Origin of the sequence: Acinetobacter lactucae (genome assembly GCF_001605885.1) — a bacterium.
GTDB lineage: Bacteria > Pseudomonadota > Gammaproteobacteria > Pseudomonadales > Moraxellaceae > Acinetobacter > Acinetobacter lactucae.
Genome location: NZ_LRPE01000038.1, coordinates 225,471 through 240,558, shown reverse-complemented (window position 1 = coordinate 240,558; position 15,088 = coordinate 225,471). Strand labels below are relative to the sequence as shown.

The 15,088-nt window shown below is 37.3% G+C and carries 14 protein-coding genes; 6 read left to right on the top strand and 8 right to left on the bottom strand.

The window, feature by feature from the left end:
• Positions 1-34 precede the first annotated feature (34 nt).
• Both AWW73_RS15735 and AWW73_RS15730 read left to right on the top strand, forming a co-directional pair.
• Positions 35-793 (top strand): glycosyltransferase family 25 protein, encoded by a 759-nt coding sequence (locus tag AWW73_RS15735; RefSeq protein ID WP_062850122.1) that lies wholly within the window; start codon positions 35-37, stop codon positions 791-793.
• A 38-nt stretch (positions 794-831) separates the two neighbouring features.
• Positions 832-1,776, top strand: a complete 945-nt coding sequence (locus tag AWW73_RS15730) for a glycosyltransferase family 2 protein (protein ID WP_062850121.1) — start codon at positions 832-834, stop codon at positions 1,774-1,776.
• Between the two features lie 6 nt (positions 1,777-1,782).
• Here AWW73_RS15730 and AWW73_RS15725 read toward each other — a convergent pair whose 3' ends face one another.
• The 4 genes from AWW73_RS15725 to AWW73_RS15710 form a co-directional block, all read right to left on the bottom strand.
• Complete coding sequence (locus AWW73_RS15725; RefSeq protein ID WP_062850120.1) at positions 1,783-2,706, bottom strand: glycosyltransferase family 32 protein; 924 nt, start codon at positions 2,704-2,706, stop codon at positions 1,783-1,785.
• Positions 2,707-2,738: 32 nt separating this feature from the next.
• On the bottom strand, positions 2,739-2,954 hold the full coding sequence (locus AWW73_RS15720; protein WP_016143476.1) for a hypothetical protein: 216 nt from the start codon (positions 2,952-2,954) through the stop codon (positions 2,739-2,741).
• A 149-nt stretch (positions 2,955-3,103) separates the two neighbouring features.
• Entirely contained in the window at positions 3,104-4,888 is a 1,785-nt protein-coding gene (gene aspS, locus AWW73_RS15715) for an aspartate--tRNA ligase (protein WP_005064200.1), read from the bottom strand.
• Between the two features lie 170 nt (positions 4,889-5,058).
• On the bottom strand, positions 5,059-5,823 hold the full coding sequence (locus AWW73_RS15710; RefSeq protein ID WP_062850119.1) for a DUF4184 family protein: 765 nt from the start codon (positions 5,821-5,823) through the stop codon (positions 5,059-5,061).
• 135 nt (positions 5,824-5,958) lie between these two features.
• Here AWW73_RS15710 and znuD point away from each other — a divergent pair, with 135 nt between their 5' ends.
• Together znuD and AWW73_RS15700 are read left to right on the top strand one after the other, a co-directional pair.
• Positions 5,959-8,034 (top strand): zinc piracy TonB-dependent receptor ZnuD, encoded by a 2,076-nt coding sequence (znuD, locus tag AWW73_RS15705; RefSeq protein ID WP_062850118.1) that lies wholly within the window; start codon positions 5,959-5,961, stop codon positions 8,032-8,034.
• A 75-nt stretch (positions 8,035-8,109) separates the two neighbouring features.
• Complete coding sequence (locus AWW73_RS15700; RefSeq protein ID WP_062850117.1) at positions 8,110-9,573, top strand: phospholipase D family protein; 1,464 nt, start codon at positions 8,110-8,112, stop codon at positions 9,571-9,573.
• Positions 9,574-9,787: 214 nt separating this feature from the next.
• Here the strand turns inward: AWW73_RS15700 and AWW73_RS15695 are convergent, their stop codons facing one another.
• Positions 9,788-10,234 (bottom strand): hypothetical protein, encoded by a 447-nt coding sequence (locus AWW73_RS15695; RefSeq protein ID WP_002116392.1) that lies wholly within the window; start codon positions 10,232-10,234, stop codon positions 9,788-9,790.
• 165 nt (positions 10,235-10,399) lie between these two features.
• Here AWW73_RS15695 and AWW73_RS15690 point away from each other — a divergent pair, with 165 nt between their 5' ends.
• Positions 10,400-10,783 carry an RcnB family protein gene (locus tag AWW73_RS15690; protein WP_057106964.1) on the top strand — a complete coding sequence of 128 codons (384 nt, stop codon included), beginning with the start codon at positions 10,400-10,402 and terminating at the stop codon, positions 10,781-10,783.
• A gap of 37 nt (positions 10,784-10,820) precedes the next feature.
• On the opposite strand, the gene AWW73_RS15685 is transcribed toward AWW73_RS15690, so the two are convergent.
• Positions 10,821-11,303: a phosphate-starvation-inducible protein PsiE gene (locus tag AWW73_RS15685; RefSeq protein ID WP_016143470.1), complete on the bottom strand. Its 483-nt coding sequence runs from the start codon at positions 11,301-11,303 to the stop codon at positions 10,821-10,823.
• A 164-nt stretch (positions 11,304-11,467) separates the two neighbouring features.
• Entirely contained in the window at positions 11,468-12,178 is a 711-nt protein-coding gene (locus tag AWW73_RS15680; RefSeq protein WP_062850116.1) for a glutathione S-transferase family protein, read from the bottom strand.
• Between the two features lie 123 nt (positions 12,179-12,301).
• Here AWW73_RS15680 and AWW73_RS15675 point away from each other — a divergent pair, with 123 nt between their 5' ends.
• The gene (locus AWW73_RS15675; protein ID WP_081409667.1) at positions 12,302-13,180 is read left to right on the top strand and encodes a LysR substrate-binding domain-containing protein; all 879 of its coding nucleotides are present in this window, start codon (positions 12,302-12,304) and stop codon (positions 13,178-13,180) included.
• Between the two features lie 72 nt (positions 13,181-13,252).
• On the opposite strand, the gene AWW73_RS15670 is transcribed toward AWW73_RS15675, so the two are convergent.
• Positions 13,253-15,034: an acyl-CoA dehydrogenase C-terminal domain-containing protein gene (locus AWW73_RS15670; protein ID WP_016143467.1), complete on the bottom strand. Its 1,782-nt coding sequence runs from the start codon at positions 15,032-15,034 to the stop codon at positions 13,253-13,255.
• Positions 15,035-15,088 lie beyond the last annotated feature (54 nt).

Sequence of the window (15,088 nt, the reverse complement as noted above, 5' to 3'; positions counted from 1 at the left end):
TATGATACTCGCTGTTTAAAAGGGGAATAGCTTAATGAAGATTTATGTTGTAACTATCGAAGATGAAAAATCACCTCGTTTAAGTAAATTCCTCAATCAAAACTTTTTTGAACAAGGAAATTTACCTATAACGAAAGTAGGAATTAAAGGGGTAGATTTACCTGTAAAGCAATACTTTGAAATGGCTGTAAAAGGCCGTTCCCAGCCTTTAACACCGAGTGAGCTGGGATGTACCTTATCTCATTTGAAGGCTTTAGAGCTTTTCCTTGAATCGGAAGATAAATATGCATTGATTTTTGAAGATGATGCGATATTGCCTGATGATTTAACAATTAATAAATTAAAACAAGAATTAGAAAAAGTATCCTTACCATCGAATTTGCTATTTAGTTTAGGTGGCATTCAAATGAAGGAGTGCCTAAAAACAAGAGGTGAATTTAAAGACTATAATTTTTTGAATAAAAAAGTATTAGAAGTGGTCCCAGATTTTTTTCATCGTGCTTGTTATGCGTTTGCTTACATTGTTGATAGAAAAATGGCAGAAACATTACTTAAATATCATCATAGAATAAGAAAAGCAGATGATTGGAGCTATCTGTTTGATTTCGACTCAACCGTTCATATTTTAATGTCATTTATTATTGATCATCCAGTAATTGAAATTGGTGAAAAAGATCCAATATTAAGCCGATTAGAAAATGAGAGGGCTAGAACTGAAGATTTAGAAAAAAGTAAATATGGTCATGGTTTAAGAAAAAATTTAGCGAAATTATATTATAATCGCTATTTTTAATTTTTATTGATTGTATTTTGGGGAATCGAGAATTTTATATGAAAGCTTTAGTTAGTATTATTGTGCCAGCCTATAATGCCTCCAATACTATTCTTGATACTATTAAGTCAATAGATGAACAAACCCATATAAATTTTGAGTGTATAATTGTAGATGACGGATCAAACGATAGTGATAAGCTATGTGAAAATATAGCTGATTATTTAAATAAAGATAAATATAAATATTTAAAAAAAGAAAATGGAGGAGTATCTAGTGCTAGAAACTTCGGAGCAAATATTGCCTGTGGTGATTATTTGATGTTTATTGACTCTGATGACAAGATTGCACCGAGTTATATCGAAAAATGCTTAAATATATTACTAACCCACCCTGATTTAGCATTTGTATGTACAAATGTTCAAGAGTTTGAGCGCTCAAGTAATAAGATTAGTCATAAGATAATGAGTTTGAAAGATTTCATTTTTCATAATGCTATTTTTCCATGTATTGCTTTAATGCGGACTGCTGATTTTAAAAGAATAGGAGGTTACGATGAAAAACTTAAAGTATGTGAAGATTGGAACTTATATATATCTTTATTGAAGCAGAACGAAAAATATTTTGTTATTCCTGAATATTTATATTTTTATAGAAAAAGATTCGATCAGTCTAGTTTAACTGATCAAATTGATTGTCAAAAAATTTCAAAAGAAATAGCTTTAAATCGAATATTCGATAATCATAAAGACTTATATAGTAATCGATTAGGTTCAATCTGGAATGTGATTGAAAAGAATAATGAAGTCATCAAGATTTCTAAACAGTACACTAGAAGAGTTAGTCTTATTTTTATCCTATCATTAATAAGCTTATTTATTGCATTTTTTGTTGAGTTCTCTCAATATATTAAAATGACTTTAATTTTTAATATATTTCTTTTTGTACTATTTCTTTTTTTTAATAACAAATTTAAAAAAGAAATAGGTACGTATAGATATTAATACTCTTTAGAAATCAAGAAGTGAATCTTTCTTAACTTTGTTTGATTTAATATATGGCTCTAATAAATTTCTATCTGAACCAATTAGTTTTATAAGATATGGCATATTTACTGGTCTATAGTTTAATACTAATGACTCAATAAAGTGGATGTGAGATTTATTGTTAAACCTATGATAAATAAAAGCGTTCTCATCACAGTTAATTAATGTGATACTCATCTCTGTTTTTCTAAGAACTTTTTGACAAGCTACATAAATAACAAGATATTCAAGTCGGCCAATATTTTGAAAATATTCATCATAGTTTGGACAAGATTTTTTTATCTCGAGGATGTAGTTTTTAACTCCTGATCTAACTGCATAAATTAGCTCATCTAACCATTCTTTAAAGAAAATATTATTTCTTTCTGAGGCTAAAAGCCAACTTTCAATGACTGGGTACTGTCTTACAGTTGTATTAGAGTCTCTATAATATCCAAATGCTTTGGTTTTATTGTTATTACATAGATCAATAATCCAGTCCAAACTACTATAAAGAATTACACTTGCATCCACCCATATACCTCCATATTTATATAATAGAGATAAGCGTAGTAGATCAGATTTTAATTGAGGAGTGAGGCCATCAAATTGCGAAAAGTCAATTTCACAGAAATCATTTATATTGTTGTTATCTAAAATATGAATCGTATATTCTTGATTCAAAATTTTAATACATTCTAGACAGCGCTCTACGAGTTCAGGTTTTTTAGAATCCCAATATATCCATATAATTTTTGGAATATTAATTTCATCTTCAGATTTAGGATGAAGGATAATTTGATTTGCTAGGTTGTTAGGTTCAATATTTTTAATACGCTTATCAGTATAAAATCTAAGATGAAATCTTAAAAGGAAAAACATTTTTCTTGTAGATTTTCGTAAACCCATAACAACCTCAAATGATAAACAAAAATTTCTTTTTATTTATCCGCATTTCCTTTTAAAACCATGTAAATCAATGAAACAAAAATGAGTAATGCACCAACTAAGCTACTTACACAGAAAAATAAAATTCGTTGATTTGTAGTCATGTTAAATAATTCATTTGCAAGAATATAGCGCATGAAAAACCATTGTGCGAGGGAGAATACAATCACCACTAGAGCATGTCGACGTACATCAGGGCGCATAGCCATAAAGCTGACCTCTTAATTAAAAGCAGCCTATTATGCCACTGACGTGCTTTTTCGCAAAGCATAGCTTATGAAAATTGAATGTTTGTTTAATACTGTCTAATAAAAAACCCTGCATAAGCAGGGTTTTTTAATTTGAAAATCTAAAAAAATTATTTAGATTCTTCAGCTTTTGGCTTTTCACGTAAGCGGATGCCCAAGTCACGAAGCTGATTTGCTTCAACAGGAGCAGGTGCTTGAGTAAGTGGACATTCAGCAGTCTTAGTTTTCGGGAATGCAATAACGTCACGAATTGAAGTCGCGCCAGTCATAAGCATAACTAAACGGTCAAGACCGAATGCCAAACCACCGTGAGGAGGAGCGCCATAACGAAGTGCATTAAGTAAGAAGCTGAATTTCTCTTCTGCTTCTTCATCAGAAATACCAAGCGCTTCAAAAATCGCTTTTTGCATTTCTAATGTGTAAATACGAAGTGAACCACCACCAACTTCAGTACCGTTCAATACCATGTCGTAAGCAACAGAAAGTGCTTCACCTGGATTGCTCTTCACATCTTCTACGCTAGATTTAGGCAGCGTGAATGGATGATGAACAGAAGTCCATTTACCATCGTCAGTTTCTTCAAACATTGGGAAATCAACAACCCAAAGTGGAGCCCACTCACAAGTTGAAAGATTCAAGTCGTGACCAATCTTGACACGAAGCGCGCCCATTGCATCATTTACGACTTTAGCTTTATCCGCACCGAAGAATACGATATCGCCATCTTGTGCGCCAACACGTTCCAACAGTTCAAGTACAATCGGTTCAATGAATTTAACGATTGGAGATTGAAGACCTTCAATTCCTTTAGCAAGTTCATTAACTTTAATGTAAGCCAAACCTTTTGCACCATAGATGCCAACGAATTTGGTGTATTCATCGATTGCACTACGTGGCAATGATGCTGCACCTGGAACACGTAAGGCAACAATACGACCTTTAGGATCTTTTGCAGGACCAGCGAATACTTTGAACTCTACTTCTTGCATTAAGTCTGCAACGTCAACGAGTTTCAACGGAATACGCAAATCTGGTTTGTCAGATGCATAGTCACGCATTGCTTCGCTATATGGCATACGGCGGAATTTTTCAAATTTTACGCCAAGCAAGTCGTTAAATAATTTAACAGTCATGCCTTCCATCAAATCCATAATTTCATCGTCATTTAAGAACGATGTTTCAATGTCGATTTGAGTAAATTCTGGCTGACGGTCAGCACGCAAGTCTTCATCACGGAAACATTTCGCGATTTGGTAGTAACGATCAATACCACCCACCATCAACAATTGTTTAAACAATTGTGGTGATTGTGGAAGTGCGTAGAAGCTACCATTTTGTACACGACTTGGTACTAAATAGTCACGTGCGCCTTCAGGAGTTGCACGAGTTAAAATCGGAGTTTCAACGTCTAAGAAACCGTGATCGTCTAAATAATTACGGATCAAGTTAGTTACTTTAGAACGGAAACGTAAGCGATCTAACATTTCTGGACGACGGATGTCCAAGAAACGATATTTTAAACGGTGTTCTTCTGACACGTTAATCGTGTCATCATTTAACGGGAATGGCGGAGTTTCAGAAGCAGCAAGAACTTCGATTTCTTTGCCTAAAACTTCGATTTGACCACTCACCATATTTTGGTTTTCAGTACCTTCATAACGGCGACGAACACGACCTGTAATTTTTAATACATATTCAGAACGTGCTTTATCTGCTGTTGCAAATGCTTCTGGAGTATCTGGGTCAATAACCACTTGAACGAGACCATCACGGTCACGCATATCAAGGAAAATAACACCGCCATGGTCACGGCGACGATGTACCCAACCGCATAGTGTAACGGTCTGGTCGATTTGGGCTTCAGTTAAAGAGCCACAGTAATGAGTTCGCATCATGATGAAGATTATCCAAACTATATTGGCTGAAAGGACGGATGCGTAAACCGCGCACCGTCAAAAAAGTAAGTTTTCGATTATGCCTTGTTGGATGGTTTGTCACAAGAACTAGATCAAAAAACCGCAGAAATTAACCCGAAAATGAGCAATTTGGCAGCACTTTTAGTTATTCATCCCATTCTTTTTTGCCGATCTAAAACCAAGAATAGTAAGCATCCTAAGCTAAAGCTACTTAGCCAGCCTTGTATAAATTCATTAATAGAGCGGCCCGTGAAATAATAGGTATTGGCATGCCAAACTTCATGAGGAATATAGCGGGCATAATCCCAAAAAGAAAATAGGCCTAGCATTGTAGATAGAATTAACAGACACCATGCAAAAATTTTAATTTTATAGTTTACTTTCCAGTGTTGTTTATAGCGCTGATAATAGTGAATACACATCCAAGCAATAAAAGGTAAAGCAAGAGCAGAGGAGCCTAACTGTAAAAGACGATGTAAGGGATAAGGGTGGCCAAAAATATGAACTGTGGTTGCTAATACATCTTTAAATATAAAAGTCCGAAAGTCCGAGTGTGTTAGACCATCCCAGATTAAATGTGTCGCAATTCCTAAAATAAGTGCGAGTAATGTTCCAATAAAAAATAAAAAAATACCTTTTAAAGAGTTGAGGCCAAGATCATGTTGAATGCCGAAAAAACGATAAATTACAGGCCGGTAAAGTAAATACCAAATTGCACAGAATAATAACCCTAATGCAAGGTTTGGGTAGAAAAGTCCCTTCCATTGATGAGTCAACATACCTGATTGCATCGTAAATAAGCGGTAAAGATCGGGTGTCATACTGCCAATTGCTAAAGCTGCAACTGGTAAAGTGTTTTGGCTAAGCTTGGAAAGAGGTGGTGCTATAACGGCATGAGAGATGGTAAAAGGCATTAGAAATCAGAAATTACTCACATCATTTAAGTGGCAGTCTAACGAATCATCTGATTAGAAATGTTTTTTATTGCAAAACAACTGAAATGTTATAATATAACAAAACAAAAGGCGTAGCGATCAGAGAATCACCTCATGTTGTTCTATAAAAATATTTTGACCCTATCCATTTTAGCTGCAATATCGGTACCTGTATTTGCAGCAGAAAGTGAAAATGTTGAAAAGTTAGAAACTATTCGAATTAAGGCTCATCCACTTGAGCAAACTTCACAAGATTTTGCTGTGGCAGATACTGTGGTTGATCAAAAGCATTTGACGCAAGGCGCTGCTACCATTGGGGATGCACTGAGTAGTGAAGTCGGAATTTACGCCAATCAGTTTGGGGCTGGTTCGAGTCGTCCAGTCATCCGTGGACAAGATGGACCACGCGTTAAAGTACTCCAAAATTCATCAGAAAATATTGATGTCTCGACGTTGTCTCCTGACCATGCCGTAACAGTAGATCCTGTGCTTGCAAAACAAGTCGAAGTAATTCGGGGGCCTTCAACTTTACTGTTTGGTGCGGGGACTGTCGGTGGTTTAGTTAACGTCATTGATAACAAGATCCCTACGCAAATGCCTGAAAACGGTTATGAAGGACAAATTGGCTTACGTTACAACACTGGAAGTGATGAAAAACTAGCGAGTGCTGGCGTAACTGTTGGCTTGGGCAGCCAAGTTGCTTTACGTGTTGAGGGGTTAACTCGTGATGCGAATAATTATATTGCACCAAATTATATTCATGAAGGTGAAAAAGAGCGCCGTGTAGACAATACTTTTGCTAAGGGTGATTCAGTTAACGTTGGTTTGTCTTGGATTTATGACCGTGGTTATACGGGTATTTCTTATAGCAATCGCAGAGACCAATATGGCTTACCAGGGCATAGCCATGAATACGAAAGTTGTAGTGCTCATCTAGGTGGAAGACCGCATTTGCATTGTGGAGACCATGAACATGAAGAGGGTGAAGAAGGTCACGATCATGAGCATGAAGAACATGAGCACGAACATGGCGGCCCATGGATTGATTTAAAATCTGAGCGTTATGATTTTAAAACCGAGTTAAATGATCCATTCGCCGGCTTCCAAAAGTTACGTGCACAAGCGAGCTATACTGACTATCAGCACGACGAAATTGAAGAAGGAATAATTGCGACCCGATTCCAAAACAAAGGCTATGATGGTCGTATTGAGTTAGTACATAACCCGATTGCAAGTTGGGAAGGGGTGATCGGAGCACAGCTAGGCCAACAAAAATTAGATTTAACTGGTGAAGAAGCTTTTATGGCTCCGACCACTACCAAAAAGTGGAGCATATTTGCTTTAGAACATAAACAATGGAAAGACGTACATTTTGAGCTTTCTGCACGTGCAGATCAGCAAGAGATTGATGTAGACGATAACTCTAAACAAGATTTTGATGGTTCGGCATTTTCTTACGCAGGTGCTGCGAATTGGGAGTTTGCACCAAACTATAAACTTTCTTTTGTGGCATCACATCAAGAGCGTTTACCTTTAGCTCAAGAGTTATATGCAAATGGTGGACATTTTGCGACGAATACTTATGAGTTGGGGAATGATCAACTCAGTAAGGAAAAATCGAATAATGTTGAATTAGGTTTACATTTTGATAATGACAAACTTGATTATCATCTGCATGTTTACCATAACTGGTTTGATGACTACATCTATGCACAAACCCTTGACCGTTATAAAGACTTCCGTTTAGTTCAATATACTCAAGATAAAGCACGTTTCTATGGTGCTGAGGGTGAAATTGGCTATCAAATTACTCCAATGTACAAGATCAGTGCTTTTGGTGACTATGTACGCGGCAAAATTGATGCAGAAGGGAACGCTCCACGTATTCCAGCGGGACGTTTAGGTACTAAAGTTGATGCAGATTTTGGCGATGGATTTAGTGGTTCTGCCGAGTATTACCATGTCTTTAATCAAGATAAGATCGCAGCTTACGAGACCGAAACTGATGGCTATAACATGCTTAATCTAGGTGTGGCATATTCTGGACAATATGGTGCAAAAACAGATTACCGTGTTTATATGAAAGCGAATAACCTGTTAGATGACACGGTTTATCAACATGCATCGTTCTTATCAAATATTCCACAAGTTGGACGCAATTTTACAGTAGGTGTTGATTTTAGTTTTTAAGGCTTTAACACGAAACTAAACTTGAAAAATCAATCCAAAAGACCTAATTTGAAACCATCAAGTTAGGTCTTTTTTATGCGTATTTTTCAACGAATTCATCAAAAAATAAATTGGTCAGGGCGTCGTTATATGGCGGTATTACTTTGCGTTGTTGCTATTGCATATCTTGCATCGGCGATTTACCACACAGTAAAACCATTACCACAAGGGATTAACTTTAGTGGCAAGCTTAGACATGCCGATGTCAAATTTTTAGCTGACAAAACCTACCTGGATGCTAAAGGACAGCAACAGGTTGATCAGCACATCTTTGATGAAATCTTGAAAATGATTGATGAGGCGAAAACCACGATTGTGGTGGATATGTTCTTGTTTAATTCTGAAGTGGGTGACTCAAAACTCAAGCAAAGACCGTTAATGCAAGAGTTAACCGATGCATTAGTGAGTAAGAAAAGACAGAACCGCCAAATTCAGATCGTTATGATTACCGACCCGATTAACTCGGTATACGGTGGTATCAGCCCTGAACACTACCGTCAGTTACGTCAGGCAGGTGTCGATGTGATTGAAACCAATTTAACCCCTTTGCGTGCTTCTAACCCGTTTTGGTCTGGCTTCTGGTACATCTGCTGTCAAAATATTGGCAATAATCCTGAAAAGGGCTGGTTACCAAATCCCTTCGGTGATGAAAAAATTACACTGCGCAGCTATCTAAACTTATTTAATTTTAAGGCCAATCACCGTAAGACTGTTGTGGTCGATACCGATGCTGGTTGGAAGTCATTGGTAACCTCAGCAAATCCACACGATGGCAGTTCTAGACATTCTAATGTCGCGTTGGTTGTAACAGGGGCAACAGCTGCTGATGTTCTCCAAACTGAAGCTGCTGTTGCGCAAATGTCAGGCAGTAGCTCTCCATCACTCATTTTAGGTGACTTTGAAAAAGATGTAACCAAACCTCAAGTTCAGGTGTTAACTGAAGGGGCGATTTATCAATCTGTATTGAAATTGATTAATTCAGCGAAGCCGAAAGAGCACCTTGATTTAAGTATGTTCTATTTGTCTGAACGTAAAATTATTCAAGCACTAAAAAATGCTCAAGAGAGAGGGGTTATTGTCCGAGTTTTGCTTGACCCAAATAAAGATGCGTTTGGTCGACAAAAGAATGGTATTCCTAACCGTCAGGTAGCTTCAGAGTTACATGCTGCCGGCATTCCAATCCGTTGGTGTGATACCCATGGTGAGCAAAACCATAGCAAAATGATTTTGAAATATAATGGCCAACAAGCAGAGTTGATTGTAGGATCGGCCAATTTTACGGCCCGTAATTTAAAAAATTATAACCTTGAAACGGATATGTTGGTCATTGGCAAAGTTCAAGATCAAGTTTTTAAAGATGCGCAAGATTACTTCAATACCTCGTGGTCAAACCTAAAAGATAGACAGATGAGCGTAGATTATGCGAAGTATGCAGATGAGTCTAAAGTGAAGTATTGGATTTATCGTTTTATGGAATGGTCAGGGTTGTCGACTTTCTAATGACCATCTTTGGAGTTTTCCAAAAACTGGCAAGGTGATTGGCGACAAGGATGTCGCCGTTTCACTGTGTTGCAGGGAAGCAACATCAGTGAAACAAAGGTTTTTGTCACTTTTGACCTTTCAAAAGTGAGACACTAGCTTATACAAAAGAAATTAGAACATCACTGTAAGTAACGACTGTGCAATAAGAAGAATAAAAGTAAATAATATGATTTTAAGGCGCTGGCGGAATCAATTGATCCAACGCTTTATCATCAAGTTTTTCGATTTCACTCAAATCAGTCTTAATTTTCCACTGTGATTCATCATCTACAGGATTTGGCAAACGAGCTTCAAGCCAATCACAGACCACATCAGGAGAAAATTCAGGATGATTACATTGAATAATCCATGATAAAAAATCTTTGGCTTCACCGTTCATGTAAGGTGGTGGTGAAACAGGGAAGAATAATGTGGGTAGGCGTTCATTCGTCGATAAATAATTTAAAACATGACCAAGCTCTTGTACTGTTTGCCATGCAAGGGCATGCTCTACGTCAATACTGAACTTAAACCACCAAGCATGTTCGCCATCTGCTCCATGAGCCATAATTCGGGCTTCTTGTACACTTGGAACTTTACAAAAAAATTGATGAAGACGCTCAAAACTGATTTCAGACACAGCAATTGACCTAGTTTGAAAAATGCTAATGGTAGCACAGATACAGATTCTTCATATTTTCTTTATAGTCATTACAAAGTTTAGCAATCAAAGCTGTTTTATTCATGGTTTCTCCTTGAGTCTCTTCTAATCTAGCTTCATATCAAGATTAAAAGGAAATAGGCCATGAAAAAGCCAATCGTTCTTGTACTTTCGACATTAATGTTAGGTATATCAGCTACCGCGATGGCCGATTCAGGTCATCGTTGGGATAATAAACATGGTAAAAACCATGATCGATATGAGCATCGTGATGATCGCCGTCATGATTATCGTAATGATCATCGAGCACCAGCTTGGTCGAATTCTGATCGTGGCAAGCATTATGGTAACTATGTTGCTTTTAAACGTGGTGAACGTATTCCTACTCAGTATCGCCATAGCCGCTATTATGTTTCGGACTGGCGAGCACACCGTTTATATGCGCCACCACGTGGATACCACTGGGTTAAAACCCCTAACCAATACTTATTAGTAGACTCGAGACACAATATTTACCGAGTTCGTTAAATGTAAAATAAAAAAGGCCTCAATATTGAGGCCTTTTTTATGCTAACTCGTCATCTTGTGGTTGAGGAGTTTTCAAATTGTTTGAGGCTTTTGCATGTTTCTCTTTCATCACTGAAGGATAATTCCAAGATGCAAAACGAACGACTAGAATAGATAAGGCTAAAATCAAAATTGAGCCAGTAATAATGACTTGATCGATATCTGCTTTGTGGTCATGTTGAATATCTGAAATGAGTAGACGGGTTAAGGCCGTAATTGCGACATAAATCAGAAATCGCACAGGCATATGATTGGTTTTAAAGTAAATTCCAACCATTGCTCCAAGTTCTAAGTAGATAAATAATAATAAAATATCATCAATTGAAGCATACTTCTTGACGGTCAGAATTTCAAAAACTGTATTGGCTGCGGACCATGCCACCATACACCCGATAATAAACAAGGCTGAATAATGAAAAGCTTCAACGGCATAATGACCAAATCGGTCCAGAATGCGCTCATATTTTTTGGGATCAGGCATAGTAAAGTCTTTTATTTACTTAGGAATGTTTAGAAATTAAACAAATTTTATGCCAATTGAAATAGTAAAAACAAAATAAAAAAAACGCCTGATTTTTCAGGCGTCTTTACTAAGTTTTAATTCAACTCGGGTGTTAAGGTTATTTTCACTATAAAACGGAAAGCCTATTTCAAATTTGTATATTGTTGAATCACTTCATTAAGTGAAACATGACCTAAAAAATGACCGATACTCTCAGGAGGCTGTTCTTGCTCAATTGCATGTGCGAATTTTACGGCTGGTTCATTTTGTAATTGTTCATAAAGACGTTTACAGTTTGGAAATTGATCAATATCAATAACATCATGATATTTTAACCAGCGTGCGATACCAGCGTAGTAGCCATCCACAAAAGATAATTGATCGCCCATTAGCCAAGTTTGATTTATCAGGCTATTTTCTAAAGCTGTAAATGCTTTTTTAACTTGGGCTGCTCCATATTCACGCAATACTTGTTTACTACCTTCTGATGAAGAATGTTCAAGGCTATACCAGAGTGGGCTAAATGCATTGAATAAAGTCGTATTCAAAAAAGCTAGTTTCTGATTAAACATATTAAATTGTTCTGTTCCTTGTTCATAGTGAAAAGCCGCATTCAAGCTTTTTGCCATGATATGGTTCAAGATCGCCATGCTTTCCGTTAAAACTTTGCTATTGTCGTAGAGCAGAGCAGGCGTTTCACCCATTGGATTAATTCGGCGGTATTCCTCGGTGTTGCATTGAGCTGGCATCTCGATTCTACAAAGTTGATAGGGCAAACCTGACCATTCCAACGCAACAATAGAGCCAAATGAACAACCAGAAGGGACGCCATAAAATAAAGTGAAAGTTGACATGATGATTACTCTTTTGTGATGTGTAAAATCATCTTAAGTCGGCAGAAAAGTTTCTAGTAGTCAGGTATTATGAAACTTATTGTCTACATATATGGACATTGAAAAATGCGACTTAGACAAAACTTGAATGATGTTTATCTTTTTGTCGTTGCTGTAGAGCATCAAGGATTTTCTGCCGCAGCTAAACAGCTTAATTTACCTAAATCAACGATTAGTAAGCGTGTTGCAATATTAGAAAATAAGCTAGGCTTAACCTTAATTCATCGTAGTTCACGTAGTTTTGTCTTAAGTGAAGCAGGAAAACTGTTTTATCAACATGCCAAAAATGCGGTCGATGAATTTCGTTACGCAGAAGAAAATTTATTAATACAACAACAAGAGCCAAGTGGTGTAGTCAGGTTGAGTGCTTCTGTACCGATTGCACAATATCTTTTATCTGAGTGTTTGCCTGAACTTGCAGAACGTTATCCTAAGTTATTATTACAAATAGAAGTAACGGATCGTTATGTTGATGTCATGAGTGAAAACTTTGATATCGTGATCCGTAGCCATTTTCAACCATTGCCGGATTCTGGATTAATTCAACGTGTACTTAAACACGATAAAATTATTGCTGTTGCAGCGCCTACATACTTAATGAATGCCGCTCCTATTCATACCCCAATAGATTTGCTCAAACATGAAGGTTTATGGCCTGACTTACAAATGAATCCATGGCATTTTCAAAATATACATGGTCAGAAAGAAGTCGTAAGGCCAAATGTTCGCTTTGTGGCGAATGAGTCGGAAATCTTGAAGGGAGCTGCAAAAAGAGGAATCGGTATTACGCTTTTACCTGAAACTTTTTGTATTAATGAATTAGCAAATGGGAGCTTAATGAATATTCTGCCAGATTGGTCTGCTGGTAATGTAACGACCAGTTTGCTTATGTTAACAAGGCGAGGGTTATTGCCTAGTGTAAATATTACTGCCGATTTCTTGGTCGAGAAATTAAAAACTTAAAAGGTATTCTACTTTTTATTGTTGGAAACAAAAAACGCCTGATTATTCAGACGTTTTTTATGAAAAGATTAATTAAGCTTGATTGGTAAAGTAATCTTCACTAAAGCCCATAATTAAGTTAGAACCTGCTTTAATTTTTGCAATACGCGCATCAATATCAGGCAAGATACGTTCAACAAAGTATTGAGCTAAAGCAAGTTTGTTTTGGTAGAAATCACCAGACTTATCTTTTGCTGCTGCTGAAATTTTTGCAAACATATACGCGAAGCTGAGTAGACCCACTGCATGTAAATAATCAACCGCAGCCGAGTTCGGGAACTCTACATTTTCAGCAGCTTGCTCAATAATAAACTGAGTGATTGCTTCGATTTCAGTTGCAGCATCTAAAGTTGCATCTTTAATGAAGTTCAAATCGGTATCTAAGTCATTTGCAAAGTCACGAATTTCAGTGATGTATTCAGCAATGAACGCACCGCCACATTTAATGGTTTTACGACCAATTAAATCTTGAGATTGAACGCCGTTAGTTCCTTCGTAGATTTGAGCGATACGAAGATCACGAATACATTGCTCCATGCCCCATTCACGAATATAACCGTGACCACCGAACACCATCTGAGCATCTAAAGTTGCTTGGAATGCTGTATCTGTGAGGTAAGCTTTTGCAATTGGAGTTAAAAGCGCAACGCGGTCATTGGCTTTTTTCACTGCTGCTGCATCAGTCGAGAATTTAGTGATATCGAGTTGTTGGCCTACATAGACTGCAAAAGCACGAGATGCTTCATTGTTTGCACGTACGTTTAACAACATACGACGTACATCACCATGGACTAAAATGCTGTCAGCAGGCTTGTTTGGTGATTGAACACCAGCTGCACTACGACCTTGTAAACGGTCAGTCGCGTATTGAGCAGCATTTTGATAAGCAAATTCAGAAGCACCTAAACCTTGAATACCCATTGATAAACGTTCGTAGTTCATCATGACAAACATGGCAGCAAGACCTTCGTTCTCTTTACCAACGAGGTAACCTTTTGCTCCATCAAAGTTCATTACACAAGTTGCAGATGCTTTAATACCCATTTTATGTTCAATAGAACCTGGGCCAACATGGTTACGGTCACCTAAAGAACCATCTTCATTTACAAGGTATTTCGGTACGATAAATAGCGAGATACCACGTGAACCCGCAGGGGCATCTGGAGTTTTAGCAAGTACCAAGTGAATAATGTTTTCTGCTAAATCATGGTCACCGCCGGTGATAAAGATTTTAGTACCTGTGATGTTGTAAGTACCGTCTTCATTACGTTCTGCTTTAGTTTTGATAATACCTAAATCAGTACCGGCATGTGGCTCGGTTAAGCACATGGTGCCTGACCATTCACCTGAATAAATCTTAGGTAAATAAGTTTCTTTTTGCTCTTGAGATGCGTAGCTGCTTAAAGCCATACCTGCACCCACTGAAAGAAGCGGGTAGAGCATAAATGATGGGTTAGTCGCGAATAACATTTCATCAGAAAGAACGGTGAGCATTTTTGGCATGCCTTGACCGCCCCATTCTTCATCGGCACCTAAGCCAATCCAACCACCTTCTGCATATTGACGAAATGCATCTTTAAAACCAGTTGGTGTGAATACTTCGCCGTTTTCATAGCGAGCACCTTCTTCGTCACCGGTACGGTTTAATGGATGAGTCACGTTCTGAGCAAATTTAGCCATTTCTTCTAAAATTGCTTCAGCTGTTGCAGCATCTACATGAGCAAGTTTCTCATTAGACTGCCAAAATTGTTCTGCTTTGAATACATCATTTAAGATGAATTTCATATCAGCTAAAGGAGCATTGTAAATTGGCATAATCGTTCACCTTTTTTGTGCACATTGGCCTGTGCTAGATATCCTGTAAAACGA